The sequence below is a fragment of the Mesorhizobium sp. 2RAF45 genome, from assembly GCF_052115225.1.
GTDB classification, from domain to species: Bacteria; Pseudomonadota; Alphaproteobacteria; order Rhizobiales; family Rhizobiaceae; genus Mesorhizobium; species Mesorhizobium jarvisii.
The window spans coordinates 159,821-183,904 of the sequence record NZ_JBFRGG010000008.1; the positions used below are offsets into that span (position 1 = coordinate 159,821).

Sequence of the window (24,084 nt, forward strand, 5' to 3'; positions counted from 1 at the left end):
CGATCTTGTGCGAAGCCCAGGTGTAAAAATCCTGTTCGCCACTGAAAGCGGCAGTCGCGCCAGGACCTCTCCGCATCGAAGTCCGTGTGCTCGGTTGCCTGATTGAAATAAGCAACCGTCGAACCGCGCAAGCGACTTGAGCAGAAGAGGTTGGTGTGGCCGATGTCCCGGCTCTTGTGTCGAACGCTGTCAGCTCAGATGGCCCGGCAGTTCTTGCTGGTTGCGCTGTCGTCCAGCCGCCAGACGGGCGGGCTCCGGCCCGGTCTTGTTTCAAACATGTCGCTTGCTAGTCTGGGGCGTCGAGGGAGTCTTGGTGACTAATATTAGCGACAGCTTAAGTAATTGATTGCTAGTTGCGCGCGATTACTTGTATTGTCTTAGTGTAGCTTTAAGCAGTCACCGATATTCACTTTCGAGATCGCGGTTCGAGTGTAAAGCGGTGCGCGGCTTCATCGTGAATGGGTGTTCAGTATCTGGGCCATTGATCAGCGCCACAACAGTCGGCTCGCTCACCTGGCTTGTGTCGCGGATCTATTTTCAGGAGAAGGGGCTGCTCTCGGCTCTCGGCCTGGGGGTTTTGATCGCGCTTCTCTGGCTTGACGGCTTCCGGGACAAGAAGGCGGATCGGCAGGGAAGCCGGTGGTTCAGGCCCTATTTCTCGCTCTTTCCCTGCCTTCTGTTCCTTGTCTATGTCTATCTGGAAAGCGTCTTCGGCTATTTTGACTGGGGTGCGATGTTCATGCATGCCGGCGCCGGGATGCTGACGCCCGGTGTCGTCTTTGAGTATTTGTGGAATACCGGAAGCACGATGCTGGTTATTCTGGTCGTTCTTCTCGGTCTCGGCGCACTGAAGGCGCGCGGTACGCTGACGAGAGGATTGGATGTCGCCCTGATGGCGTTCTTCCTGGCGGCAAACCCGATGCTGACACGTCCGATCGCGGCAGCAATTCATCCCAATCCCCTGCATGATTTCCTGTCCAAGCGGTTCGTCGATATTGCCGCTTTGGCAGAGCCGGAGGGTGCAGCAGCATCCGTGGCCGTCGCGCCCAGCAACCTCGTTCATATTTTTATCGAAAGCGCCGAGCGCTCCTACATGAACGAGGCGGAGTTCGGCGACGTCATGGGTCCGCTGCTCGAGTTCGACAAGCGCGGCGTTTCGGCGAGCAACATGGTGCAGCTTGCCTACACCAACAATTCCATCTCAGGGATGGTCGCTGCGAATTGTGGAACGCCGCTGCTGATAACGTTCTTCACATCGCGCCAATACCTGGAGGAGCATTCGCAATTCCTGCCTGGCCTGACCTGCCTGGGCGATGTTCTGAAGGCACGGGGTTATCAGCAGAACTTTGTTACCGGTTGGCCACTCAGCTTCACCGGTCAGGGGACATTCTATTCCACCCATGGCTACTCATCGCTTTTCGGGGGCCCCGAAGTGGTGGCTGCGGTCGCCGGGCGCGGCAACAGTTTCGGCGCCGACGACGCTGAAGTCCTGGATTTGAGCCTCGACATTTTGCGGCGTGCGCAGCGCGGCGGCAAACCGTTCTCCTTGACGATCGCCGTCAGCGGTGGGCACGCGATGGATGGCTACCTGACCGACAAATGTATCGGCAAGACGGGACTTTCCCCGCAAGCCCCCAATATTCTCCACGCCGTGAAATGCACCAACATGCTCGTTGCCGACTTCATTCACAAAGCCGAAGCCGACGGTCTGATGGCGAACACCGTTCTGGTGCTGCAAAGCGACCATCTCAGTGCACCTAGCGCGGTGACGGACCGCCTGGACAAGTATGAACGACGCAACTTTTTCTCCCTCTCGGGGGACGGTATTCCGTCCAAGACATATACCGGACTTTCGGGCACGATCGACATATTCCCCACCATCCTCGACGCGCTGGACGTGCCACCCCCCAATGGCCAGGCCGCCTTTGGCGTCTCGCTGCTCGGGGATCGGCCGACGCTGGCCCAGGAACTTGGACAGGACCTGCTCGATGACGCGGTCTATGCCGAGGATATCCTCGTCAGATCATTCTGGCAGCCGAAACCTGAGCGGAAGGCCGAGACGCCTAGGACTAATGCCCTCTAGTGCCGAACCGCGCCGGTGCAAATGTCCGATGCCAGATAGCGCCCTGATGCGAGAAAAGGCTGAAAAGTGTGACGCTTCGTAGCGCATTCGTCGATCGAAAATGGGAGACGTTTCGCGGACGGTCATGGTATCGGAAGCTTTGGGTATAGAAATCCATGAGCGAAGACCTTCCCATCCTCTCCCCCATCGAAGCGCGCATGCTCGGCTGCCTGATCGAGAAGAAGGAGCTGACGCCTGACGTCTATCCGCTGACGCTCAACGCAGCCCTTGCCGCCGCCAACCAGAAGACGGCGCGTGACCCGGTCATGGCGCTGGAGCAGACGGAGGTGCACCGGGCGCTGAAGCTGCTCGAGCAGAAGGGGCTGGTGCGGCAGATGTTCGGTTCGCGCGTCGAGCGCTACGAGCATCAGATGGCGCAGCGCTTCTCGCTGACCACGCCACAGACCGCCTTGATCGGCCTGCTCCTGCTGCGCGGACCGCAGACGGCGCATGAACTCCTGGCTCGAGCCGAGCGCATGGCGCGATTTTCATCGAGGATCTGCGCGCTGAACTCGACATGCTGATCGGCCGGCGGCCGCCGCTGGTCCAGGAAATCCCGCGCGGACCAGGCCAGCGCGAGGATCGCTACGTGCATCTTCTCGCCGGCCCGGTGGACGTTGCAGCCCTGTCGGCCCAGCGTAGCGCGCCGGCCATGCCTCACTCCGACCTCGAAGCGAGGGTGGAAGCGCTGGAGCAGGAAGTCGCGGCCCTTCGCGCCCGGCTTGACGCGCTGGGCGGCTGAGGCCACCTGGAGTTGCTCGAATGAAAACGCCGGCTCTCAGGCCGGCGTTTGTCGCTTCTGGTTACCCCGCTCAGCCGAGCCTGGCGTCGAGCGACACCTTTATGGCGCCGAGCGCCTTGGAGACCGGGCATTCGGCCTTGGCCTTCTCGGCCAATTCCTTGAATTTCGCCGCATCGATGCCGGGCACCTTGCCGACCAGCGTGATCGCGCTGCCGGTGATGCCGGTGCCCGGAACCAGCGTCACCACGGCCTTGGCGTCGAGTTCGGCGGCGGGCGTGCCGTTCTCGGCCAGGAAGTGCGAAAGCTGCATGGCGTAGCAGCCGGCATGTGCCGCCGCGATCAGCTCTTCCGGGTTGGTGCCGGATTTGCCGCTTTCATCCTCGAAGCGCGCCTTGAACGAATAGGGCGTGCCCTTGAGCGTCCCGCTCTGGCTGTCGAGCGTGCCCTTGCCTTCTTTCAGATTGCCTTTCCAGACGGCGGTTGCGGTGCGGTCCATGAAGTCCTCCTTGGTTGCCGTGAACTTGGGGTTGTCGTGAACTTTGTCCGGGTGAAGCCCGGCGTCCGGTCAACTATAGCGCGGGTGGGCGCGAAGACCACTGCACTGTTTGGACCACGGCACGATGACGGCGCATTTGCCTTCGGAAAAATCCGGGCAGCCCGGAAAAAAATAGTCGCGCAAAAATGTCGACTTCCATCCAGCCCGTCCGTCCTGTGGGCGGCCATGGGATTTGTGGCCTGATGGAGGTTCACATGGACAATCTGTTTTTCGCACTTTGGAAGAGCCCGGGCCATGGGCCTGAGCGACAGGAAGACTTCTGGCTGGATCCGCCTGCGCCCGTCTTCGCCAGGCTGCTGGCGGCGGTCGCCATCATCGGGGTCGCGACATGCCTTCTCGACCATGCGGCGGCCATCGACGGCAAGGCTGACACGCTCGTCGTCGCATCCTATGGTTCGTCTCAGCAGGAGATATCGCAATGAAATATGTCTGCCTGGTTTATGGCGAGGAAAAGGACCTCTACGCATTGACCGTGCAGCGCGGGGCCAAGCTCGACGCGGATTCACTGGCCTATGATAGGTCCCTGGACCAGGAGGGCAAGCTGATCATCGCGCAGGCGCTGCAATCGGTGAGAACGTCGAAGTCGGTGCGCCGGCGCGAGGGCAAGCGCCTCGTCACCGACGGCCCTTTCGCCGAAACCAAGGAGCAACTGCTCGGCTTCGTCATGGTCGAGGCCGACACTCTCGACGAAGCGCTGGACATCGCCGCCGGTATTCCGCTGGCCGAACTCGGCACGGTCGAGGTCCGGGCGATCTACACTATACCGGGGTCTTAGGTGGTGCCTGGCCTTGGCGGCTGAGGCTACAAACCGGCTGTTTAATCGCCTAAGTTTCACCAGCCGCAATTGAAGTTTCTTCGCCGCAAGCAACTCTCGCGTGTTGAAGCGGCGCGACAGTTCTCTTATCGTCCCTCGGATTTCCGGGGGATTTCGACATGCCTTTCCTGATTGCTGTCCTTGGCGTGCTGGGTGCGGCGGCGTTCTGGTGGTACCGGATGAAGGCCATGAACGATGCCGCGCGCGAGGTCGCCGATGTCGTCGGGCGCGTGCAAGGCAACATCAGGCGCAAGAAACTGCGCAAGCAGGCGGCCCTGTCGCCGCTCACGGCGATCGACGATCCGGTGGTGGCCGCCGCGACGCTGATTACCGCGATCGTTTCCGAGAACGGCCCCGTGCTGCCGCAGCGCGAGGCCGTCATCCGCGCAGTAATCTCCGAGATCGCCGACAAGAAGAAGACCGACGAGGCGGTGATCTACGCCAAATGGGCGGCGGCGCAGATCGATGACACCACGATCGTCATCGACAAGCTGGCGCCGTTCCTGCGCGAACGTCTCGACGTCGCCGAGCGCAACGATCTGCTGCAGATGGTCAACCGGGCAGCGCAAGGCGGCGAGAAGCGCCTCGAGATCGCCGATCAGCGCATTCTGCGGCTACGCCAGAAGCTTGGCTTTGAGGTCAACTGATACCCGTTAACGTCGATCTTTGAACGGAAGGCGGCGTACCTACATCAGGGGCAGGCACACCAAACCGTTAAGGCACAGATGGAAGCAATTGCCTACATGGCTGCGCAATTGGCGGTCTGGTTGACACGCTGTTTGGTGATTGGCTGCGCAAATTCAGGGCCGGCAGGTTTGTGATCGGCATGCTGGCCGCCATTGTGGTTTTCTACTACCTCTTTTGGTTGCTAGATTTGTTCCCCCTTCAATAGCCTCGGCGTGCCTGCGGACAATCCCGATGCCTGCCGGATGAAAAACGCCTTCAGCCTGGGCATGCGCTCGACGAGGCCGAGGCCGATGTCGCGCACGGTGCGCAGCGGGGTGATGTCGTTGGAAAACAGCCGGTTGAGCACATCCGTCGTGACGCCCATCTGCACCGTGTCGAAACGGCGCCATTGCTGGTAGCGTTCGAGCACGTCGAGCGCGCCGATGTCCTGGCCGAGCCGGTCGGCCTCGACGATCACTTCGGCAAGTGCGGCCACATCCTTGAAGCCGAGATTGAGGCCCTGGCCGGCGATCGGATGGATGCCGTGGGCGGCGTCGCCGGCAAGGGCCACGCGCGGGGCGACGAAGGCGCGCGCGATGGTGAGGCCGAGCGGCCAGGCGCGCGGCTTGTCGGCAACGCGGATCTCGCCGAGCTTCAGGCTGAAACGCTGTTCCAGTTCATGCTCGAAGACGAGGTCGTCGCCTTCCACCAGCGTTTTGGCATCCTCCGTGCGTTCGACCCAGACGATCGACGAGCGGTTGGTGCCGTCTTCGTCGGGTTTCAGCGGCAGCGTGGCGAAGGGGCCGGCGGGCAAGAAGTGCTCTTCGGCGCGGCCATTGTGCGGGCGTTCATGCGCCACGGTGCAGACGATGCCGGACTGGCCATAGTCCCACTTCACCGTCTTGATGCCGGCCATGTCGCGCAGCTTCGAATTGACGCCGTCGGCGGCGACCAGCAGCCGTGCCGTCAGCGCGGCGCCGTCGGCCAGATGCACGGTGATACCGGCGCCATTGGTCTCGAAACCCTGCACCGCGACGCCTTCGATGATGTCGATGCCGAGCTTTTCGGCCCTGGCGCGCAAGGCGCCGTTGAGCGACTTGTTGGCGACCATATGGGCGAAGGGCTCGCCCGGCGCCACTTCGCCGCCAAAGGTCAGGAAGACCGGGCGCACAGGATCGGCGCTGCGCGAATCGGTAATGATCATCTCGGTGATCGCCTGCGCCTGCGGCGCGATCTCGGCCCAGACGCCGAGCTGGTCGAGCATGCGGCAGGCGGCAGCGGCAATGGCCGAGGCGCGGCCGTCGCGTTGCCAGGCGCCGGCGGGCGCGGCATCGACCAGCGCCACGGCCAGATGCGGTCGCGCCTGTTTCAGCGAGACGGCGGTGGCCAGGCCGACATAGCCTGCTCCGGCGACGAGGACATCGAGCCCGGATCTGGTCTTGGCGTCCGCCTTGCGTTCCATGCCTTGGCTCCTTGCGCGTCGGCCCGGGCTCGCGCCCTTGACGGCTCGTTCTTCCTGTCGGAAACCGCCATAGCAATTTTGCGGCGAGGTCACAAAACATGACGGCGGCGATCGACGAGCTTCTGAGCATTCTCGACCTCGAGAGGCTGGAACACAATCTGTATCGTGGTCGCAGCCCCCAGGTGGAGTGGCAGCGCGTGTTCGGCGGCCAGACCATCGCCCAGGCGCTGGTAGCGGCGCAGCGGACGGTGGAGCCGGACCGCTTCGTGCATTCGCTGCACGGCTATTTCATGCGGCCGGGCGACATCAGGGTGCCGATCGTCTACGAGGTCGACCGCATCCGCGACGGCGGCTCCTTCACCACTCGACGCGTGCTGGCGATCCAGCACGGACAGGCGATCTTTTCGCTGGAAGCCTCGTTCCAGGTCGACGAGAAGGGGCTGGAGCACCAGTTCGCGCTGCCCGACGACGTGCCGCCGCCGGAAGGGCTGCTGACGCAGCGCCAGCTGCTCGAAAGAGCCGAGCGTGTGCCGGAGGCGGTGCGCCGCTTCTGGGCGCGCGAACGGCCGCTGGAACTCAGGCCGGTCAATCTCCAGCACTATGAAAGCCGCGACAAGCTGCCGCCCCGGCAGAACGTCTGGATCCGCCTTGGCGGCCCGGTTCCCGATGACCGCGCGCTGCAATCGGTGCTGCTGGCCTATCTCTCCGACATGACGCTATTGGACACCTCGACCTTCGCGCATGGGCGCGGCCTGTTCGATCCCGATATCCAGGCGGCGAGCCTCGACCATTCGATGTGGTTCCATCGGCCGCATTCGCTCGACGGCTGGCTGCTCTATGCGCAGGACAGCCCGTCGAGTTCGGGGTCGCGCGGCTTCAGCCGCGGCACGCTCTATGCGCGCGACGGCACGCTGATCGCCTCGATGGCCCAGGAAGGGTTGATCCGGCTCAAGCGTTGAGCATTGCGAGTCTTGTTTGAGCAGGATCACTGGGCAAACGAAAACCGTTTGTCCGGGAAAACCGGGCTCGACTTTTCGGGATCATGCTCAAAGCCGGCAAATTAGGCAAATTCGAAAAATTGCATATTTTTTGAGCATGTGGCGTGCCGCAGGCATTGGCACCCGCTGCCTCCCATCGCCTCATTCCCTGTGTTTACAACAGGTTAACATGCTGCTTCGGCACTTGGCACGGAGCTTGAATCCTTGTGTGCACTCTCCGGCTCTTTGGGATCGGTGAAGTCGTGCAAACGCGGGGGACCGCAACAGCAAAGGGTGAAACCTTATGAAAATCGTGATGGCAATCATCAAGCCGTTCAAGCTGGACGAGGTACGCGAAGCGCTTACCGCCGTCGGCATCCAGGGCCTGACCGTCACCGAAGTCAAAGGCTACGGGCGTCAGAAGGGACATACGGAAATCTATCGCGGAGCGGAATACGCGGTCAGTTTCCTGCCGAAGATCAAGATCGAGGTCGCTGTCAGTGCCGACATGGTCGACAAGGCCGTCGAAGCCATCACCGCCGCGGCCAAGACCGGCCAGATCGGCGACGGCAAGATCTTCGTTTTCGGCATCGATCAGGCGGTGCGCATCCGCACCGGCGAAACAGACACCGACGCGCTCTGAGCGGCGAACACGTATTCCAATGGAGAGTTCAATGAATATTTCTTCCACCTTGAAGACGACGGGACGGGCGGCCCTTCTGGGCTCGCTTGCTCTGGCAGCATTGGGCAGCGTCGCCGCCTTTGCGCAGGAAGCCGCTCCGGCCGCTGCCGCCGCCGCACCGGCTGCCGCGCCCACCCCGGTGCTCGACACCGGCAACACCGCCTGGATGCTGACCTCGACGGCCCTGGTGCTGATGATGACCATTCCGGGCCTGGCGCTGTTCTACGGCGGCATGGTGCGCAAGAAGAACGTGCTCGCCACCATCATGCAGAGCTTCGCCATCACCTGCCTGGTAACGGTGCTGTGGTTCATGTTCGGCTATTCGCTGGCCTTCACCACCAATGAATCCGCCAGCATGAACAGCTACATCGGCGGCTTCTCGAGATTCTTCCATCACGGCATCACCGTCTCGACGCTGTGGCTGCCAGGGGTCGCGAACATTCCTGAGTTCGTCTTCTCGATGTTCCAGATGACCTTCGCCATCATCACGCCTGCCCTCATCGCCGGTGCCTTCGCCGAGCGCATGAAGTTCTCGGCGCTGCTGATCTTCATGGCCCTGTGGCTGCTGGTCGTCTATGCGCCGATCGCGCATTGGGTCTGGGGTGGCGGCTTCCTTGGCGCGGCCGGCGTGCTCGACTTCGCCGGCGGCACGGTCGTCCATATCAACGCCGGTGTCGCGGGCCTGGTCTGCGCGCTGGTCCTGGGCAAGCGCGAAGGCTACGGCACCACCAACATGGCGCCGCACAACCTGGTCTATTCGGTGATCGGCGCTTCGCTGCTGTGGGTCGGCTGGTTCGGCTTCAACGCCGGTTCGGAACTGGCAGCCGACGGCCTTGCCGGTGCCGCCATGCTCAACACCCAGGTCGCCACCGCCGCGGCGGCTCTCGCCTGGATGTTCGCCGAATGGATCGTCGCCAAGAAGCCCTCGGTGCTCGGCATCATTTCGGGCGCCGTCGCCGGTCTCGTCGCGGTGACGCCGGCTTCCGGCTTCGTCAACCCGACCGGCGCCTTCATCGTCGGCATCGTCGCCGGCGTGGTCTGCTACATCTCGGCGGTCAAGGTGAAGCATATGTTCGGCTATGACGACTCGCTCGATGCCTTCGGCGTCCATGGCGTCGGCGGCGTGGTCGGTGCGTTGCTGACCGGCGTGCTCGCCGATCCGGCGATCAATGCACTCGGCAAAGACGCTTCCATCGGCAAGCAGCTCTACGGCATCGTCTTCACCATCCTGTGGACGGCGATCGCCACCTTCGTGATCCTCTACATCGTCAAGGCGCTGGTCGGCCTGCGTCCGACGACCCAGGAAGAGGTCGAAGGCCTCGACATCTCCCAGCATGGCGAAGTGGTGCCGTAAAGCAAGCTTCGCCAAGGGGCCGGCGGATCCTCCTCCCGCCGGCCCCATATTTTCACGCAATCCCGGGAAAACCTGCAATTCGGCTTTCCCGGAGCTACTCCAGAGATCCCGTCGTGACGTTCTCGAAAGAGGCTCACGCATTGAGGCCCGAAGCAATTCGGGCCTCTTTTTCTGGAAAATCGAACGCTTCGAAAAGAAGAAGGAGGAATCGTTTTTCGATGCGATCACGTTCGCGTGATCAGCCAACGAGGAGAAACATAGAGCCTCCCGGCTCCGTACTGGAGGTGCGAGCGCCGTTCTGGTGCTCGCTACCAACAGGGAAGGAACCAACTGATGAACATCAAGAACATCTTCCTGGGAGCACTGGCTCTGTCGATGGTCGGCGGCGTTGCGCTTGCTGGCGCGCTCGACGAGCCTGACAATATGGCGCCGTTCTTCACCGATGCCGGCATGAAGACCATGAAGTCCGAGGCGGATTTCAAGGCAGCCTGGGCCTCGACGGCCAAGGACAAGCAGGACCAGATGATGAAGGAGTGCCAGGACGCAGCGATGAGCAAGCCTCACGCCGAATTCTGCGCCAACCTGATGATGTACGCCGGTCACAAGTGATCGCGCGGGATCGGGCAGATGCCCGATCCTTTTGTTGTCGAGCGAAACGATGGCGGGTCCAGGTGCCCGCCATTGTTTCGTTTGCCAGTACGCCTTGGCGGAGACCGCAGGCGTTCCCGATGCCCGTCCGATGGCGGAGTCTATCCGCCGGTGCCGTCGTCCATCATGGTGTTTGTCAGCGCCTCATAGGCACTGCTGCACATCTGGGAACGGGGGCAATTGCGGACAATCAACGTCGGCGCCACCGTCAGTACGGCCGCAATCAGAATTTGCAGGCCTAGACCCGGCACCTCAAATGCCTTGCCGAAGAGAGCCCTGTACAGAAAATACAGGCCCTGTATCAGGCAGGCGGAGGCGAGCAGGTGCAGGAGCGGGCCGGTCGCCCTGGCAAAGGGCGTCACGTGACCATCCGGAAAGCCCACCATCCCGAGTTCGACAAACCAGTGCGCAGCAAGCAGGAGACTAAGCCCTGCCCAGGCCAGGGCCGCCCCGCGAAGGAAGATAGAACCGCATGCCTCTATCTACCCCGGTGGCCGCACGGCGACATTGCACATCCCGCCCGCTTCCGCTGCAACCTGAAGTGACGAGTTTGATGATCTCAACCTCTTATAGTTAATGCCCCCTTAACCTTCCCACCGATAGTCTGGCATCCGAATCTGCCGGAGTGCGTCATGCGCTCGGGCCAGGCAATCACTGACGGGGAAGAGCATGCGTTCAGGGGCTTCAGCACCGCTCGCGATGACCGATACGGGGCACGGCATCCAGGCTTTCGCGCGGCGCCAGGTCGGCCGGCTGGTCGGCGCCGGCATGTTTCTGGCTGTGGCCTTCGGGGTCGCCAGCCTCGCCACTTGGAACGTTGCCGATCCAAGCTTCTCACACGCCACCAACAACACCGTCACCAACGCCATGGGCTATGCCGGCGCGGTTTTCTCCGACCTCGCCATGCAGTTCTTTGGCCTTGCCGCGGTTGCGGCGCTGGTTCCGGCTGTCATCTGGGGGTATCTCTTGTTTTCGGCGCGCGGCGTCGACAGGCTGCCCAAGCGCGGGCTGTTCTGGTTCGGCTTCGCGCTGCTCGCCGCCGCCATCGCCGGCTGCATCGTTCCGCCCAAGACCTGGCCGCTGCCCACCGGCCTCGGCGGCGTGTTTGGCGACATGGTGCTCAAGATTCCCGGCGTGCTGATCGGCGGCTATCCGACCGGGCTGATCGCCAGCGTGCTCGCCGTGCTGCTGGCCGTGCCGGCGCTCTGGCTGTTCGCCTATGGCTCGGCGCTGATCGGGCGCAAGAACGGCTTCGCCGTGATGGAAGAGCCGGCGGCCGCGGACCCGCGCGAGGACGATCTTCTGTTCGACAATGAAGAGGATGAGGGCGACGAGGGCATATTGGCGCTCGGCGCCATCACCCATTGGTGGCTGTCGTTGCGCGCGTGGATGCATCGCCGCGCGGTGCGCCGCAGGCAGGAACGCGACGAGTACGAGCCGGAGATGGAGCCGCGCCCCAGCGCCTGGCGGCGTGCCGCCGAGCGCGTCGAATCGGCCGAATTCGCCGAGCAACGGATGAGCCCGGATGGCCGCGCCCGCGTCGAGCCGGAATTCTTCGCCGCCATGGTCAATGACCGCAGCGTATCCGTCGATCCGGACGATGACGACATCTTCGACCGCGACGACGAGGACATGGATTTCGACGAGGAGCCCGTCACCCAGCGCCGTGCGGCGCCAACGGCCAAGGTGCAGCAGTTCCGTTCGGATGCCGCCACCCGCGTCGAGGCGCCGGCGCCGCGCCCGGCGCCTGGCGCACGCGTCCAACGCGAGGCGCAGACCTCGCTGATCGGCTCCGACAAGTTCGAAATGCCGTCGCTGCATTTCCTGTCCGAACCGAAGAACGTCGCACGTGACCCGAGCCTGTCGAAGGATGCGCTGGAACAGAATGCGCGTCTGCTTGAAGGCGTGCTGGAGGATTTCGGCGTCAAGGGCGAGATCATCGCCGTGCGCCCGGGTCCCGTCGTCACCCTCTATGAGCTGGAACCCGCGCCCGGCATCAAATCGTCGCGGGTCATCGGCCTCTCCGACGACATCGCCCGCTCGATGAGCGCGATCGCCTGCCGCGTCGCCGTGGTGCCCGGCCGCAACGCCATCGGCATCGAATTGCCGAACGCCAAGCGCGAGACGGTGTATCTGCGCGAGATCATGGCGAGCCGCGATTTCGAGACGACCAAGGCAAAGCTCGCGCTGGCGCTGGGCAAAACCATCAATGGCGAGGCCGTCATCGTCGACATCGCCAAGATGCCGCACGTGCTGGTCGCCGGCACCACCGGCTCCGGCAAGTCGGTCGCCATCAACACCATGATCCTGTCGCTGCTCTACCGGCTGACGCCGCAGGAGTGCCGGCTGATCATGATCGATCCGAAGATGCTGGAACTCTCCGTCTATGACGGCATCCCGCATCTGCTCACGCCGGTCGTCACCGATCCGAAGAAGGCGGTGGTGGCGTTGAAATGGACCGTGCGCGAGATGGAGGACCGCTACCGCAAGATGTCCAAGGTCGGCGTGCGCAACATCGACGGGTTCAACGCACGGGTCCAGCTGGCTGAGAAAAAGGGCGAGAAAATCTCGCGCACCGTGCAGACCGGCTTCGACCGCCAGACCGGCGAGGCGATCTACGAGACGGAGGACCTCGATCTCGAGCCGATGCCCTACATCGTCGTCATCATCGACGAGATGGCCGACCTGATGATGGTCGCCGGCAAGGACATCGAGGGCGCGGTGCAGCGCCTGGCGCAAATGGCGCGCGCCGCCGGCATCCATGTCATCATGGCGACGCAGCGTCCGTCGGTCGACGTCATCACCGGCACCATCAAGGCCAACTTCCCAACCCGCATCTCCTTCCAGGTGACATCGAAGATCGACAGCCGCACCATTCTGGGCGAGCAGGGCGCCGAGCAGCTGCTCGGCATGGGCGACATGCTCTACATGGCCGGCGGCGGCCGCATCCAGCGCGTGCATGGCCCCTTCGTCTCCGACGACGAGGTCGAGAAGATCGTCGGGCACCTGAAGCTGCAGGGCGTGCCCGAATATCTCGACGCCATCACCGAGGATGATGACGAGGATGAGGACGAGCCGTCCGGCAAGGGCGGTGGCTCCGGCGGCGGTGGCGGCGGCAATTTCGAGGATTCCGACGACCCCTACGACCAGGCGGTGGCGGTGGTGCTGCGCGACGGCAAGGCGTCGACCAGCTACATCCAGCGCCGGCTCGGCATTGGCTATAACCGCGCCGCCTCGATCATCGAGAAGATGGAAAAGGAAGGCATCGTCGGCCCGGCCAACCATGCCGGAAAACGCGAAATCCTGGTGCCGACCGAGGACGACAAGTTCTGATGGCGGGGAGCTCACGGCAACTTTGAACCCTCTGGCGCGTTCAGCAACTAAGCAGCGTTCGCCCCGCCAAACTTCAGCCCAACTGGGGGTTCAGGACAGCGACAGATACAGGAATCACCACGAGAGTGACCGACATGAAAAACGATCTTTCCAAGCTCAGCGATTTTGCCCCGACCCGCCGCCAGCTCCTCGGCTTCGGCCTTGTCGCTACGGGTGCAGCCGCCTTCAACGTGGTGCCCGGGTTCGAGCTGCTGGCTTCGGCGCAGGCGGCCGTGCCCGCCGCCGCGCAGAAGATCGCCGACCATTTTTCCTCGGTCAAATCGATGAGCGGCGAATTCGTGCAGTTTGGCCCCAAGGGCGAGCAGACCGGCGGCAAATTCTTCCTCGAGCGGCCGGGCAAGATCCGCTTCAACTATGATGGAGCGTCGAATTTCAAGGTGATTTCCGACGGCAAGTCGGTGGTCATACTCAACAAGAAAATGAACACATCGGACCTTTATCCGCTGTCGAAGACGCCGCTGAAGCTGCTGCTCGATGACCGGATCGACCTCTCCGGCGACCGCGTCAAGAGCGTCAAGGAAGAAGACGATCTCACCACCATCCAGCTTTCCGACAAGTCGGTGTTCGGCAATGCGCGCATCACCATGATGTTCGATCCGAAAACCTATGATCTGCGCCAGTGGACGATCACCGACGCGCAAGGCAAGGACACCACGGTGATGATCTTCAACACCAAGGAAGGCGTCAGCTTCGCGCCCGACACCTTTGCCATCGACTATACGGCGAACCGCGAGCTGAACACCAAGACAAGATAGCTCCCGTCGCTACGGCAAGTTTGCGGCGGCGGCGCTGAAACCAGTTTCTTTCTCCCCGTTTGCGGGGAGAAATGCCCGGCAGGTCAATGAGGGGCGCCGAGATCAATAACTGGCGCCCGGCTTGTCTTTGCTGCCCGCGGCTGGCAGTTTCCGGACTGACTCCCTCAAAAGGCGTCTTCTCCGTCAGGGCCTATCGATCCTGGCTGGCTGCACGCTGTCCGGATTGCCAAATGCCCTTTTCCGTCGCCACTTGGAACATCAATTCGGTTCGTCTGCGCATGCCGATCGTGGAGCGACTGCTCGACGAGTACGCGCCCGACGTGCTTTGCCTGCAGGAAACCAAGGTTCCCGACGAGCTGTTCCCGGAAAAGGCATTCCGCAGGCTCGGCTACCAGCACATCGCCTTCCATGGCCAGAAGGGCTATCACGGCGTCGCCACGGTGGCGCGGCGGCCGATCGAGGTGGTCGAAAAGCGCCGCTTCTGCGAGATCGAGGACAGCCGGCATCTGTCGGTGACGGTGCGCGCCGGCGGCAAGACGATCCTGCTGCACAATTTCTACGTTCCGGCGGGCGGCGACGAGCCCGATCCCGAAATCAACAAGAAATTCAAGCACAAGCTCGATTTCGTCGCCGAGATGAACGCTATTCGCGCCGAGCACACAGAGGTGTCCGCCTCGGTGCTGGTCGGCGATCTCAACATCGCGCCGCTCGAGCACGACGTCTGGTCGCACAAGCAATTGCTCAATGTGGTCAGCCACACGCCGGTCGAGACCGAAAACTTCGAGGCGATGCGGCTCGCCGGCAATTGGGTCGACCTGATGCGGCACAACGTGCCACTAGACCAGAAGCTCTACACCTGGTGGAGTTATCGCGCGCAGGACTGGGAAGCATCGAACCGGGGCCGGCGGCTCGACCATGTCTGGTCGTCGCCCAATCTGGTGCCTGATTTCGCCGGCTACGAAATACTGCGCGCGGCGCGCGGCTGGGAGCGGCCGTCGGACCATGTTCCTGTCATCGCGCGCTTCGACCTGGATTAGGTATGTCGATATTCAGGTGAGGCCGGCCTGCAAATAGCGGCTTCCTGCGCTTCCGGTGCTCACGTACCCAAATGTACGCTCCGCTCCGGTTCTCGAAAGCCACCATTTTCGGCTCGGCCTGACCTGAATCTCAACACACCTTAGGCCGGCGTCCCTGCTCGACGTTCCCATTCCGGCCGCAGCTGCGCCATGACCAGTTCGTCGCGGTGCACGCCATTGAAAAACGCGCTTCCTCGCGCAACACCTTCGGCTGTGAATCCAACAGCCTCGTAGGCGCGCCGCGCGCGATGGTTGTCCGGAAAGAGGCCGATGCATAGCCGATAGGCGTCGGTTTCGACAAAGGCCCGGTCAATCGCTGCCGCCAGCAGCATCCGGCCCTGGCCCGGCGCGACAACGGCAATGCGCTTGACCAGTGTCACACGTTCGGCAGAAGCCCAACCGCGCAAGATCACGAAGCCGATCGGCGCCGAGCCTTCGATCCCTACGAAATAGGCGTGGGTGCCGTCGGCAAAGGCTTGGCGATGACATGGCTCATCCCAGCGTCCGACAAAGGCATCGTAGCCTGCGCGCCGTTCGGTGGCCATGATGAAGGGCAGGTCATTTTCGGTGGCTCGAACAAGCCGGAAGTCCATTCGCGGCTCTCACCTACCCGAAAACCGTGGCGCCAGTTCCTCGATGCGGCGGATCATGTCCTGGAATTCCTCGGAGATGCGCTGGTGCAGCTTCACCGCCAGTTCCGGATATTCCTCGAGGATGCGGCGGAACATCTTGCGGCTGAGCCGGATCACTTCCGAATCGATTTCGGCCGACGCGCTGGTCAGCCGATTGGTGTCGGCGATCAATGCCAGTTCGCTGAGCATGGTGCCGGGGCCGGCGGTGCCGATCGGGATACGCTCGCCACTCTGCTCGCGATAGAGCACGATGCGTCCGCTGACCACGACATAGGCCGAATCGGCCTCGTCGTCCTCGCGGTAGAGCTTGTGGTTGGCCTGCAGCAGGGTGGTCTCGGCGCCGAAGGCGAGCAGGCGCAGCTGTTCCTGCGTGAAACCCTGGAAGAGCCTCACGGCGGACAGAATGCGGATGTCGTCATCCAACGCCATCTCTAGCTGCGTCCCCGAACGGTCAGTCCAATCCCTCCTTCACGAGTCGATCCTTAATCCCCTCCAACAGGATCGCACCCGAAAGCGGTCCCGCCCAGACCGCTTATTGGATAATGAAATGTTTAAGGAACCAGCTTGTAGCCACCGCTTTCTGTCACAAGAATTTCCGCATTGGAAGGATCGCGCTCGATCTTCTGGCGCAGCCGGTAGACATGGGTTTCCAGCGTGTGCGTGGTGACGCCGGAATTGTAGCCCCAGACTTCCTCCAACAGCACGTCGCGCGTCACCACCTTCTGGTCGGCGCGGTAGAGATATTTGATGATCGAGGCTTCCTTCTCCGTCAGCCGCACCTTGCCGCCACGCGGGTCGATGAGCAGCTTCTGGCTGGGTTTGAAGGTGTAGGGGCCGACCGAGAAGGTGGCGTCCTCGCTCTGCTCGTGCTGGCGCAGCTGGGCACGGATGCGCGCCAGCAGCACCGCGAAGCGGAACGGCTTCGTCACATAATCGTTGGCGCCGGCCTCGAGACCCAGAATCGTGTCCGAATCGGTGTCGTGGCCGGTCAGCATGATGATGGGCGCCTTATAGCCGCCCTTGCGCAGGATTTTGACGGCCTCGCGGCCGTCCATGTCGGGCAGGCCGACATCCATGATGAGCAGGTCGATGAGGCCGCCGCGTGCCGCCGTGACGCCTTTTGCCGCAGTCGCTTCCTGCAGCACGTCGAATTCCTCGTAGAGGGCGAGTTGCTCGACCAGTGTGCCGCGCAGGTCGTCGTCGTCGTCGACGATTAGGATGGTGCGTGAAGTCATGGATCAATCCGTTGTTTTGAAAATGAAATTCAGTTGACCGCTGCGTATTTATGCGGAAGCTGGCCGACACAATAGCCGATCACAGTGATTTGTTCCGTGGCACGATCATACAAGAAAAAACGCGATCGCAATGCAGCCGGCGCAATTTTGCCGAAACGGCTGCGTGTGCTGACCGTGCGGGCAAGGCCCGGCCACCCCAGCCAGGGCCTGCTGCAGGCCGGAAAAACCGTGTTTGCCTGCGCGCTCGGGCGTGGCGGCATCTCGGCCGACAAGCGCGAGGGCGATGGCGCCACGCCGCTCGGCTCGATGCGGATCCTGTCGGGTTATTTCCGGGGAGATCAGTTTGCCGGTGGCCGCCGGACGCGGCTGGCGATGACGCCGATCGGGCCCGACCTCGGTTGGTGCGAGGTATCAGACGACCGCAACTACAACAGGCCTGTCAAGATCCCCTATGGCGCCAGCCATGAGCGCATGCGGCGCGACGACCGGCTCTACGACGCCTGCCTGGTGCTCGACTGGAACATCGCGCCGCGCCGCCGCGGGCGCGGGAGCGCCATCTTCTTCCACCTGGCGCGACCGGATTTCACGCCGACGCAAGGTTGCGTGGCGGTGACCGCGCGCACGATGGCCCGGCTGCTGCCGCTGCTGTCGGGTAGGACAGTGGTGAAGGTGGTGCGGTAGGGGATGGGCAGTAGGCAGTAGGGATCTCTTTCTACGTCTATCCCCTACTGCCCACTTCCTTTTCTATCGCTTCTGCCAACCCGTGCCCAGCAGTCCGATTTCACGGAGTTCCCGGTCCATCGCCCTGGCGATGTCGCGGCGTTGGCCGCCGATATCGCGCAGTTCACGGTCGGAAAGGTCGTCGACCGATTCCAAGGGAAGCCTGGCGGCGACGTTGGCCTGGCGCAGCCAGTCGAACGTGGCGCGCAGCCACTGCGGGAGAGATGATTTCAGGGCGGTATGGGACTTTAGAGCGATGTCGGTCATGGCTTTATCCGGTTTCTCCGGATATCAAATCCGGTTTGAAGGTATCTCGATGTCGAGATCATGCCGGATTGAAAAACAAACGGGAAACGAGTAGTTCTTTTCAGATCATCAAGTTTTATTTGGAGATCAGATGTCGCGCCTCCTGCCCGGAACGCGCGCGCTGAGGACCTTCGAGGCGGCGGCGCGTCACCTCAATTTCACCCGCGCCGCCGACGAGCTTGGGCTGACGCCGGCCGCGGTCAGCCATCAGGTCAAGGAAATCGAGGATCAGCTTGATCTGGTGCTGTTCACCCGCACCAGCCGCACCATGCGGTTGACGGAAGCGGGAAACGTGCTTCACGAGGCGTCGATCGATGCGCTCGACCTGCTCAACCGGGCGGTGTCGCGCGCCCACAAGATGACGCGCGGCACGGCGCTCTTGAAGGTGACGCTCGACGCGCAGTTCGCGACGAAATGGCTGATGCGGCGCATCGACGATTTCCGCGGTCAGAGGCCGGGCATCGAGTTGCGTTTCGACATCACCTACGATGTCAGGGACTTCGAGCGCGACGACGTCGATATCGGTATCCGGTTCGGCACCGGCAGATATGCCGGGCTTTGCGCGCACCGGCTGTTCGACAACATCATCATCCCGGTGTGCAGCCCGGCGCTGCTGGCTTCCGGGCCGCCGCTCAACGAACCGCGCGATCTCTTCCGGCATACGCTCGCGCATATCGATTGGTCGCGGCAAGGCGTCACCTGGCCGAACTGGAGCATGTGGATGCAGGCGGCCGGCGTCGACGATTTCGACGACAGCCGCACGCTCGTCTTCGGTTCCTCGACCGATGCCACGCAGGCGGCACTCGACGGCAATGCCGTGGCGCTGGCCGACTTCGCCATGGTCGCCAATGATTTGTCGCAGGGGCGTCTCGTGCGCCCCTTCGAGCTCGGCATCAAGGTCGCGCCGGAATTCGCCTATTTCCTGGTCTATCCGGAAACCGTGAAGGACGACGCCCGCATCGCGGCGTTTCGTGAGTGGCTGCTGGAGGAAGCGGCAAAGACGCACGGCACGGAGAAGGTGTAGGCGGCTGCCGGGCCTGTCTTTCGGTCACGACCGGGCGTTGTAGCCGAAGATCATGCGTCGGAACTTCTTCAGGGTCCATTTCAGCTTTTTGTAGAAAAGCGGCTGCTTTTTGCTGGCGACGGAGGTGTGAAATGAGCCGTTCTCGCTGCCCTGCTCGGCAATCGGCCGCTCGAACCAAAGCATCTCAACCCCGAGCCTCTCGTCCATCTGCTCAATCTGGTGGTCGATCGCCGTCGATATCTTGTTTTGCGCGATCCAGGCGCAGCGGGCCTCGGCAACCGGGCGGGTGATAAGGTAGGAATCGGCGCATCTTGCATGGAGAGCCGGATAAAGCTTCTGGCCCTTCCGCAATTTCCAACTCGGCGTGTAGTAGTTGCTGCCATTGCCGAGATAGATGACGGCCTTGCGCGTTGAGCCGCCGAGTTCAGCCAGCCCCTGCCGGAACTTGGCGACGAAGTCGCGGGCGAGGAAGACGTCGTCCTCGAAAACCAGGCAGTAGGGCTGGTCGGTCTCGAGGAAATCGCGCCAGATGCCGACATGTTTCAGCGCCAGCGAGACGGTCGCCAGGTGGGTAAGGGCGGGCGCGACCAGCTCGTTTCGGATTTCCGGCGTGATGTCTGCCTGGTCCCAGTCCGTGTAAAAATAGACCGGCACGCCGCGCCGCTCGAATTCGCGGACGATGTGGCGGCGCCGGTCGTCATAGCCTTGCTTGACGTGGCAGATCCGGGTGAACACCTGGTCGCGTGGAAATCCGGACTCGTCCGCCATCGACAATGCGCCGGCTTAGCTTGCCGCGGCGCCGAACCAGCCGATCACCGCGCCGACGATCAACAAGACGCCCAGCCAGTGGCCACCGTCGATGAGGGTCAGGTCCCAGCCGAAATTCTCGTAGCGATGGTTGACCGACAGCGTCGTGGCGACGAAACCCAGCCAGAGCACGAAACCGAAGACAAGCCCGGCGAGCAATGTCGGTTCACCGCCGGTCATCGCCCCGACCACCAGCGCCATGATGTAGGCCATGACCAGTTCGGCGACGAAGCTGATGACGAAAGGCAGCGGCGATTTCTTCATCGTCACCGGATCGAGCTTGGCGGCCTTCAGCCACGGCTTGCTCAACACCATGTACCAGGCGGCGCCGAACAGCCAGGCCAAGACGGCGGCGGCAATGACCGCCAGCCAGTTCACTGCTGAAAAATCCATGAGCTTCCCCCTCCAGATGCAGGCCATGCGACATGCATGCATTCTGTATCAGGCGCTTCGGCGATGGCGTCAAGCAAAGCGCCAGACGGTGGTGCGCTTGACTAGGGAATCCTCCAGCGCCCGCGTGACTTCCACCTCATAGACTGCAAGCGGCTCCAACCCCGATTTCGGCAGATACGACCGGCCGGGATCGCCGACGAAGATCTCGGCTCCGCGCGCCTTGAGTGTCGCAAACCATGGCATCAGGCGGTCGGCGAAGGATTTGTCGTAGAAAACGTCACCGGCCAGCACCACGTCCCAGCCCGCATCGGTGCCGATGCAATCCGTGCCGAGGAAGCCGATCCCGACGCCATTGGCCTCGCCGTTGAGGCGGATCGCGGTGGCGCAGAACGGGTCGATGTCGGCGGCGATCACTTCGGCGGCGCCCGCCTTGGCGGCGGCGATGGCGACAAGGCCGGAGCCCGAGGCAAAGTCGAGCACGCGCTTGCCCCGCACCGTGTCGGGATTGTCGAGGACATAGCGGGCAAGGCCCTGGCCGCCGGCCCAGGCAAAGGCCCAGAAGGGCGGCGGCAGGCCGATCTCGACCAGTTCGTCCTCGGTCCGCTGCCACAGATCGTGCGCTTCATCGGCGAGGCGCAGCAGAATCTCCGGCACGTGCGGCGGCGCCATCAGCGCCGTGTTGTCGAGGATGAATTGCTTCGCGCCGTGCGGGGTCAGCGCCGTCACGGAGCGGGCGTCAGGCCGCCCATGCGGCAGACTTCCTTCCATTCGGCCGGGGTCACCGGCTGCACGGAAAGCCGGCCGAGCCGCACCAGCGCCATGTCGGCAAGCTTCGGATTGGCTTTTACCTGTTCCAGCGTCGGCGGGGTCGGCACATCGCGAACCGCGCGGATGTCCACGCATTCCCAGCGCGGATCATCCGAAGTGGTGTCTGGGTGGGCCAGCGCGCAGACTTCGGCGATGCCGACGATGTTGAGCCCCTCATTGGAATGGTAGAAGAAGCCGAGATCGCCGATCTGCATGGCCTTCATGTTGTTGCGGGCGGCATAGTTGCGCACGCCGTCCCATTGCGTGCCGGCCTTGCCCTTGGCCTTCAACGCCTCGAAGGAGAAAACCGAGGGTTCGGATTTGAACAGCCAGTAGTTCATGTTTCTCCTCCGTGCGATCCAGGTGCGGGCAACCGGAATTAACTAGCCGCCGGCTTGTTGAACGTCCAGTTCCACTGGCGAATTTCGACGCTTTCGAACAGGGCCGCCTTGGCATAGGGGTCGGCGGCCGACAAGGCCTGCGCCGCGGCCAGATCCGGCGCCTCGACGACCACGAGACTGCCGTTGGGCTTGCCGTCGGCATCGAGGAACGGACCGGCGAAGGCCAGTTTCTTGTCCGCATTCAGCCCTTCGAGAAAGGCGACATGCTCGGGCCGCGTGTCGAGGCGCACCTGCAGGCTTCCGGGCTTATCCTTGCAAACAAAAGCAAACAGCATGGTCTTTCTCCTGGTCGTTGAGATTGAAATTGGGGGGTTGAAGTTGGGGGATCAATCGTTGGTTTCGGTCTTCAGCGGCCGGGTCATCAAGCCTGTCACGGCCTGGCGGATGGTGATGGCGCCGTCCAGTATGGCTGCCACGGCAGCGATGATCGGCGCGTCGATGCCGCGCTCGGCGGCGATGCGGGCGGCGATCGCCGCCGTCGGCACGCCCTCGGCCAGCGCCAGTCCGGCAAGCGCCTTGCCTTGCCCGAGCGCCAGCCCGTAGGCGAAGTTGCGCGATTGGGCGGACGAACAGGTCAGCAACAGGTCGCCAAGGCCGGAAAGCCCCATCAAGGTCTCGGGCCTGGCGCCGAAGGCGGCACCGATGCGGCGCAGTTCGACGAAGCCGCGCGTCACCATGGCGGCCTGGGCGCTGGCGCCGAGCCCGGCGCCGGTGACGGCGCCCGCGGCAATGGCAAAGACATTCTTCAAGGCGCCGCCGATCTCGACGCCGATCAGGTCGTCGCTCGAATAGCAACGCAGGTTTTCGGCGGAAAAGCGGGCGGCAAGGTCGACCGCCAGCGCCTCGTCACGGGCGGCGACCACCACCGCCGTCGGCAGGCCGCGGGCGACATCGGTGGCGAAGCTCGGGCCCGACAGTGCGGCAACCGGATTTCGCGGCAGGATTTCCTCGACAATTGCCGACAGCAAGGCGCCGGTGTCGCGCTCGATGCCCTTGGCGCAGAGAACAAGCGGGATGCCACCCGGTACATGGTCCTTCGCGGCCGTCAGCGTCGCCCGCAGCGATTGCGCCGGCGTCACCGCCAGCACGCAATCGGCGCCCGAGAGCGCTGCCGCAATGTCCGATGTCGCCTCGATGCCGGGCGCAATGGCGATGCCGGGCAGATAGCGCGGATTCTGGCCTTGGCCGATCGCCGCCACGGTTTCCGGATCGCGCGCGAACAGCCGCACCTTATGGCCGGCGCGCAGCATGGCCAGCGCCAGCGCCGTGCCCCAGGCGCCGCCGCCCAGCACGGCGACCTGCCAGCCGCCTTTACCGGGACGGGCCATGCCCTGACTGTTCTCGCTTGGACCAGTCATGCCTTGGCTCCGCGCCGGCCGGAACCGACCATCGGCGCCGAGATGCTGTCCAGCGGCCAGCGCGAGCGCGGCACGAAATCGAAGCCGTTCTCCTGCGCCATGCCTTCCCGCAGCCGTTCGATGCCGGCCCAGGCGATCATCGCGGCATTGTCGGTGCAAAGCTTGAGCGGTGGCGCGACGAAGGTGAAACCGGCCTCGGCGCACAACCGTTCCAGCGTTGCCTTGATGGTGCGGTTGGCGGCGACGCCGCCGGCAACCACCAGCGCAGGGTTTTTCGTGTCGGGAAATGTCTGGCTGAATCGCGCCAGCGCGCGCGAAACGCGGTCGGCCAGCGCATCGGCGACCGCCGCCTGGAACGAGGCGCAGATGTCGGCGACGTCCTGGTCGCTCAGCGGCTCGATCGCGGTCGCCGCCTGGCGCACGGCGGTCTTCAGGCCGGAGAAGGAGAAGTCGGGCTGCGCCGAACCCTTCATCGGCCGAGGGAAGGCAAAGCGCGAGGCGTCACCTGATAGAGCCGCCGTCTCGACGTTCGGTCCGCCTGGATAGGGCAGGCCGAGCATCTTGGCGGTCTTGTCGAAGGCTTCGCCGAGCGCGTCGTCGATGGTTGTGGCCCAGCGCTGATAGTCGCCGACACCGCGCACCGCCAGGATCTGCGTGTGACCGCCGGAGACCAGCAGCAGCAAATAGGGAAATTCGAGCCCATCGGTCAGCCGCGCCGTCAACGCGTGTCCTTCGAGGTGGTTGACGGCGATCAGCGGCTTGCCTGCGGCGGCGGCGATCGCCTTGGCCGTCATCAGCCCGACGATCAGGCCGCCGACTAGGCCGGGGCCGGCGGTGGCGGCGATGGCATCGATATCGGCAAGGGTTGTGCCCGAATCGGCCAGCGCCGCCTCGATGATGCCGTCCAGCGCCTCGACATGGGCGCGGGCGGCGATCTCGGGCACGACACCGCCGAAGGCGGCATGTTCCTCGATCTGCGAAAGCACGACGTTGGACAGGATTTGCGGCGCGGCATCGCCTTCCAGCGCCACGACGCTGGCGGCGGTCTCGTCACAACTCGTCTCAATGCCCAGAACGCGGATCAATTCGTCGCTATCCCAAGAGATTGTGTAGCCAGGCGTTCCCCTTTAGGGAGAATGCCGGAAACGCAAAGC

27 protein-coding genes and 1 pseudogene are annotated in these 24,084 nt (G+C 63.2%); 14 read left to right on the forward strand and 14 right to left on the reverse strand.

Annotation, left to right across the window (positions count from 1 at the left end; all coding sequences use genetic code 11):
• The first annotated feature begins 481 nt into the window (after positions 1-481).
• The gene (locus AB4Z43_RS21455) at positions 482-2,083 is read left to right on the forward strand and encodes a sulfatase-like hydrolase/transferase (RefSeq protein WP_441938892.1); all 1,602 of its coding nucleotides are present in this window, start codon (positions 482-484) and stop codon (positions 2,081-2,083) included.
• A 155-nt stretch (positions 2,084-2,238) separates the two neighbouring features.
• A pseudogene (locus tag AB4Z43_RS21460) lies at positions 2,239-2,864 on the forward strand (YceH family protein).
• 70 nt (positions 2,865-2,934) lie between these two features.
• Here AB4Z43_RS21460 and AB4Z43_RS21465 read toward each other — a convergent pair.
• A complete protein-coding gene (locus AB4Z43_RS21465) occupies positions 2,935-3,360 on the reverse strand; it encodes an OsmC family protein (RefSeq protein ID WP_010912297.1) in 426 nt (141 codons plus the stop codon).
• A gap of 254 nt (positions 3,361-3,614) precedes the next feature.
• Here AB4Z43_RS21465 and AB4Z43_RS21470 point away from each other — a divergent pair, with 254 nt between their 5' ends.
• The 3 genes from AB4Z43_RS21470 to AB4Z43_RS21480 all read left to right on the forward strand — a co-directional run bounded on the left by AB4Z43_RS21470 (position 3,615) and on the right by AB4Z43_RS21480 (position 4,881).
• Positions 3,615-3,842 (forward strand): hypothetical protein, encoded by a 228-nt coding sequence (locus AB4Z43_RS21470; RefSeq protein WP_441938893.1) that lies wholly within the window; start codon positions 3,615-3,617, stop codon positions 3,840-3,842.
• Entirely contained in the window at positions 3,839-4,195 is a 357-nt protein-coding gene (locus AB4Z43_RS21475) for a YciI family protein (RefSeq protein WP_441938894.1), read from the forward strand. The genes AB4Z43_RS21470 and AB4Z43_RS21475 overlap by 4 nt, the downstream gene beginning before the upstream one ends.
• 158 nt (positions 4,196-4,353) lie before the next feature.
• Positions 4,354-4,881 (forward strand): hypothetical protein, encoded by a 528-nt coding sequence (locus AB4Z43_RS21480; RefSeq protein WP_284277378.1) that lies wholly within the window; start codon positions 4,354-4,356, stop codon positions 4,879-4,881.
• A 221-nt stretch (positions 4,882-5,102) separates the two neighbouring features.
• On the opposite strand, the gene AB4Z43_RS21485 is transcribed toward AB4Z43_RS21480, so the two are convergent.
• Positions 5,103-6,362 (reverse strand): ubiquinone biosynthesis hydroxylase, encoded by a 1,260-nt coding sequence (locus AB4Z43_RS21485; protein ID WP_441938895.1) that lies wholly within the window; start codon positions 6,360-6,362, stop codon positions 5,103-5,105.
• 98 nt (positions 6,363-6,460) lie between these two features.
• Between AB4Z43_RS21485 and tesB the strand changes: the two genes are divergently transcribed.
• The 4 genes from tesB (at position 6,461) to AB4Z43_RS21505 (ending at position 9,984) form a co-directional block, all read left to right on the forward strand.
• Positions 6,461-7,321 carry an acyl-CoA thioesterase II gene (gene tesB / locus AB4Z43_RS21490; RefSeq protein ID WP_019861992.1) on the forward strand — a complete coding sequence of 287 codons (861 nt, stop codon included), beginning with the start codon at positions 6,461-6,463 and terminating at the stop codon, positions 7,319-7,321.
• A gap of 322 nt (positions 7,322-7,643) precedes the next feature.
• A complete protein-coding gene (locus AB4Z43_RS21495; RefSeq protein WP_013528889.1) occupies positions 7,644-7,982 on the forward strand; it encodes a P-II family nitrogen regulator in 339 nt (112 codons plus the stop codon).
• Positions 7,983-8,013: 31 nt separating this feature from the next.
• Positions 8,014-9,375 (forward strand): ammonium transporter, encoded by a 1,362-nt coding sequence (locus tag AB4Z43_RS21500; RefSeq protein ID WP_019861991.1) that lies wholly within the window; start codon positions 8,014-8,016, stop codon positions 9,373-9,375.
• Between the two features lie 333 nt (positions 9,376-9,708).
• Positions 9,709-9,984 carry a hypothetical protein gene (locus tag AB4Z43_RS21505; RefSeq protein WP_019861990.1) on the forward strand — a complete coding sequence of 92 codons (276 nt, stop codon included), beginning with the start codon at positions 9,709-9,711 and terminating at the stop codon, positions 9,982-9,984.
• 140 nt (positions 9,985-10,124) lie between these two features.
• Here the strand turns inward: AB4Z43_RS21505 and AB4Z43_RS21510 are convergent, their stop codons facing one another.
• Positions 10,125-10,385 (reverse strand): hypothetical protein, encoded by a 261-nt coding sequence (locus tag AB4Z43_RS21510; RefSeq protein ID WP_441938896.1) that lies wholly within the window; start codon positions 10,383-10,385, stop codon positions 10,125-10,127.
• 307 nt (positions 10,386-10,692) lie between these two features.
• On the opposite strand from AB4Z43_RS21510, the gene AB4Z43_RS21515 reads away from it, so the two are divergent.
• The 3 genes from AB4Z43_RS21515 to AB4Z43_RS21525 all read left to right on the forward strand — a co-directional run bounded on the left by AB4Z43_RS21515 (position 10,693) and on the right by AB4Z43_RS21525 (position 15,208).
• Positions 10,693-13,356 carry a DNA translocase FtsK gene (locus tag AB4Z43_RS21515; RefSeq protein WP_441938897.1) on the forward strand — a complete coding sequence of 888 codons (2,664 nt, stop codon included), beginning with the start codon at positions 10,693-10,695 and terminating at the stop codon, positions 13,354-13,356.
• A 134-nt stretch (positions 13,357-13,490) separates the two neighbouring features.
• On the forward strand, positions 13,491-14,171 hold the full coding sequence (locus tag AB4Z43_RS21520; RefSeq protein ID WP_027047537.1) for an outer membrane lipoprotein carrier protein LolA: 681 nt from the start codon (positions 13,491-13,493) through the stop codon (positions 14,169-14,171).
• Positions 14,172-14,401: 230 nt separating this feature from the next.
• A complete protein-coding gene (locus tag AB4Z43_RS21525; protein WP_038650507.1) occupies positions 14,402-15,208 on the forward strand; it encodes an exodeoxyribonuclease III in 807 nt (268 codons plus the stop codon).
• Between the two features lie 140 nt (positions 15,209-15,348).
• Here the strand turns inward: AB4Z43_RS21525 and AB4Z43_RS21530 are convergent, their stop codons facing one another.
• The 3 genes from AB4Z43_RS21530 to AB4Z43_RS21540 all read right to left on the reverse strand — a co-directional run bounded on the left by AB4Z43_RS21530 (position 15,349) and on the right by AB4Z43_RS21540 (position 17,114).
• The gene (locus AB4Z43_RS21530; protein ID WP_441938898.1) at positions 15,349-15,840 is read right to left on the reverse strand and encodes a GNAT family N-acetyltransferase; all 492 of its coding nucleotides are present in this window, start codon (positions 15,838-15,840) and stop codon (positions 15,349-15,351) included.
• 9 nt (positions 15,841-15,849) lie between these two features.
• Positions 15,850-16,308 (reverse strand): cyclic nucleotide-binding domain-containing protein, encoded by a 459-nt coding sequence (locus AB4Z43_RS21535; RefSeq protein WP_038650502.1) that lies wholly within the window; start codon positions 16,306-16,308, stop codon positions 15,850-15,852.
• A gap of 122 nt (positions 16,309-16,430) precedes the next feature.
• Entirely contained in the window at positions 16,431-17,114 is a 684-nt protein-coding gene (locus AB4Z43_RS21540) for a response regulator transcription factor (RefSeq protein ID WP_010912284.1), read from the reverse strand.
• Between the two features lie 144 nt (positions 17,115-17,258).
• Between AB4Z43_RS21540 and AB4Z43_RS21545 the strand changes: the two genes are divergently transcribed.
• A complete protein-coding gene (locus AB4Z43_RS21545) occupies positions 17,259-17,795 on the forward strand; it encodes a L,D-transpeptidase family protein (RefSeq protein ID WP_223217913.1) in 537 nt (178 codons plus the stop codon).
• Between the two features lie 63 nt (positions 17,796-17,858).
• On the opposite strand, the gene AB4Z43_RS21550 is transcribed toward AB4Z43_RS21545, so the two are convergent.
• Positions 17,859-18,101 (reverse strand): hypothetical protein, encoded by a 243-nt coding sequence (locus tag AB4Z43_RS21550; RefSeq protein WP_441938899.1) that lies wholly within the window; start codon positions 18,099-18,101, stop codon positions 17,859-17,861.
• A gap of 130 nt (positions 18,102-18,231) precedes the next feature.
• Between AB4Z43_RS21550 and gcvA the strand changes: the two genes are divergently transcribed.
• Complete coding sequence (gene gcvA / locus AB4Z43_RS21555) at positions 18,232-19,164, forward strand: transcriptional regulator GcvA (protein ID WP_019861981.1); 933 nt, start codon at positions 18,232-18,234, stop codon at positions 19,162-19,164.
• Positions 19,165-19,188: 24 nt separating this feature from the next.
• Here the strand turns inward: gcvA and AB4Z43_RS21560 are convergent, their stop codons facing one another.
• The 7 genes from AB4Z43_RS21560 to tsaD form a co-directional block, all read right to left on the reverse strand.
• Positions 19,189-19,932, reverse strand: a complete 744-nt coding sequence (locus tag AB4Z43_RS21560) for a glycosyltransferase family 25 protein (protein WP_038650497.1) — start codon at positions 19,930-19,932, stop codon at positions 19,189-19,191.
• Positions 19,933-19,947: 15 nt separating this feature from the next.
• Entirely contained in the window at positions 19,948-20,364 is a 417-nt protein-coding gene (locus AB4Z43_RS21565; RefSeq protein WP_441938900.1) for a DUF1761 domain-containing protein, read from the reverse strand.
• A gap of 69 nt (positions 20,365-20,433) precedes the next feature.
• A complete protein-coding gene (locus tag AB4Z43_RS21570) occupies positions 20,434-21,132 on the reverse strand; it encodes a class I SAM-dependent methyltransferase (RefSeq protein WP_441938901.1) in 699 nt (232 codons plus the stop codon).
• On the reverse strand, positions 21,087-21,512 hold the full coding sequence (locus AB4Z43_RS21575; RefSeq protein WP_010912277.1) for an EVE domain-containing protein: 426 nt from the start codon (positions 21,510-21,512) through the stop codon (positions 21,087-21,089). Before AB4Z43_RS21575 ends, AB4Z43_RS21570 begins: the two co-directional genes overlap by 46 nt.
• A 38-nt stretch (positions 21,513-21,550) precedes the next feature.
• Positions 21,551-21,847: a YciI-like protein gene (locus AB4Z43_RS21580; protein WP_064981446.1), complete on the reverse strand. Its 297-nt coding sequence runs from the start codon at positions 21,845-21,847 to the stop codon at positions 21,551-21,553.
• A 51-nt stretch (positions 21,848-21,898) separates the two neighbouring features.
• Positions 21,899-22,930, reverse strand: a complete 1,032-nt coding sequence (locus AB4Z43_RS21585) for an NAD(P)H-dependent glycerol-3-phosphate dehydrogenase (protein WP_441938902.1) — start codon at positions 22,928-22,930, stop codon at positions 21,899-21,901.
• On the reverse strand, positions 22,927-24,012 hold the full coding sequence (tsaD, locus tag AB4Z43_RS21590) for a tRNA (adenosine(37)-N6)-threonylcarbamoyltransferase complex transferase subunit TsaD (RefSeq protein ID WP_171903317.1): 1,086 nt from the start codon (positions 24,010-24,012) through the stop codon (positions 22,927-22,929). Before tsaD ends, AB4Z43_RS21585 begins: the two co-directional genes overlap by 4 nt.
• Between the last annotated feature and the right edge of the window lie 72 nt (positions 24,013-24,084).

What these genes read in the sequence shown, in the direction of transcription:
- AB4Z43_RS21465 (WP_010912297.1), bottom strand. Translation starts at nt 3,360, where the DNA reads ATGGACCGCACCGCAACCGCCGTCTGGAAAGGCAATCTGAAAGAAGGC.
- AB4Z43_RS21470 (WP_441938893.1), top strand. Translation starts at nt 3,615, where the DNA reads ATGGACAATCTGTTTTTCGCACTTTGGAAGAGCCCGGGCCATGGGCCT.
- AB4Z43_RS21475 (WP_441938894.1), top strand. Translation starts at nt 3,839, where the DNA reads ATGAAATATGTCTGCCTGGTTTATGGCGAGGAAAAGGACCTCTACGCA.
- AB4Z43_RS21480 (WP_284277378.1), top strand. Translation starts at nt 4,354, where the DNA reads ATGCCTTTCCTGATTGCTGTCCTTGGCGTGCTGGGTGCGGCGGCGTTC.
- AB4Z43_RS21485 (WP_441938895.1), bottom strand. Translation starts at nt 6,362, where the DNA reads ATGGAACGCAAGGCGGACGCCAAGACCAGATCCGGGCTCGATGTCCTC.
- tesB (WP_019861992.1), top strand. Translation starts at nt 6,461, where the DNA reads ATGACGGCGGCGATCGACGAGCTTCTGAGCATTCTCGACCTCGAGAGG.
- AB4Z43_RS21495 (WP_013528889.1), top strand. Translation starts at nt 7,644, where the DNA reads ATGAAAATCGTGATGGCAATCATCAAGCCGTTCAAGCTGGACGAGGTA.
- AB4Z43_RS21500 (WP_019861991.1), top strand. Translation starts at nt 8,014, where the DNA reads ATGAATATTTCTTCCACCTTGAAGACGACGGGACGGGCGGCCCTTCTG.
- AB4Z43_RS21505 (WP_019861990.1), top strand. Translation starts at nt 9,709, where the DNA reads ATGAACATCAAGAACATCTTCCTGGGAGCACTGGCTCTGTCGATGGTC.
- AB4Z43_RS21515 (WP_441938897.1), top strand. Translation starts at nt 10,693, where the DNA reads ATGCGTTCAGGGGCTTCAGCACCGCTCGCGATGACCGATACGGGGCAC.
- AB4Z43_RS21520 (WP_027047537.1), top strand. Translation starts at nt 13,491, where the DNA reads ATGAAAAACGATCTTTCCAAGCTCAGCGATTTTGCCCCGACCCGCCGC.
- AB4Z43_RS21525 (WP_038650507.1), top strand. Translation starts at nt 14,402, where the DNA reads ATGCCCTTTTCCGTCGCCACTTGGAACATCAATTCGGTTCGTCTGCGC.
- AB4Z43_RS21530 (WP_441938898.1), bottom strand. Translation starts at nt 15,840, where the DNA reads ATGGACTTCCGGCTTGTTCGAGCCACCGAAAATGACCTGCCCTTCATC.
- AB4Z43_RS21535 (WP_038650502.1), bottom strand. Translation starts at nt 16,308, where the DNA reads ATGGCGTTGGATGACGACATCCGCATTCTGTCCGCCGTGAGGCTCTTC.
- AB4Z43_RS21540 (WP_010912284.1), bottom strand. Translation starts at nt 17,114, where the DNA reads ATGACTTCACGCACCATCCTAATCGTCGACGACGACGACGACCTGCGC.
- AB4Z43_RS21550 (WP_441938899.1), bottom strand. Translation starts at nt 18,101, where the DNA reads ATGACCGACATCGCTCTAAAGTCCCATACCGCCCTGAAATCATCTCTC.
- gcvA (WP_019861981.1), top strand. Translation starts at nt 18,232, where the DNA reads ATGTCGCGCCTCCTGCCCGGAACGCGCGCGCTGAGGACCTTCGAGGCG.
- AB4Z43_RS21560 (WP_038650497.1), bottom strand. Translation starts at nt 19,932, where the DNA reads ATGGCGGACGAGTCCGGATTTCCACGCGACCAGGTGTTCACCCGGATC.
- AB4Z43_RS21565 (WP_441938900.1), bottom strand. Translation starts at nt 20,364, where the DNA reads ATGGATTTTTCAGCAGTGAACTGGCTGGCGGTCATTGCCGCCGCCGTC.
- AB4Z43_RS21570 (WP_441938901.1), bottom strand. Translation starts at nt 21,132, where the DNA reads ATGGAAGGAAGTCTGCCGCATGGGCGGCCTGACGCCCGCTCCGTGACG.
- AB4Z43_RS21575 (WP_010912277.1), bottom strand. Translation starts at nt 21,512, where the DNA reads ATGAACTACTGGCTGTTCAAATCCGAACCCTCGGTTTTCTCCTTCGAG.
- AB4Z43_RS21580 (WP_064981446.1), bottom strand. Translation starts at nt 21,847, where the DNA reads ATGCTGTTTGCTTTTGTTTGCAAGGATAAGCCCGGAAGCCTGCAGGTG.
- AB4Z43_RS21585 (WP_441938902.1), bottom strand. Translation starts at nt 22,930, where the DNA reads ATGACTGGTCCAAGCGAGAACAGTCAGGGCATGGCCCGTCCCGGTAAA.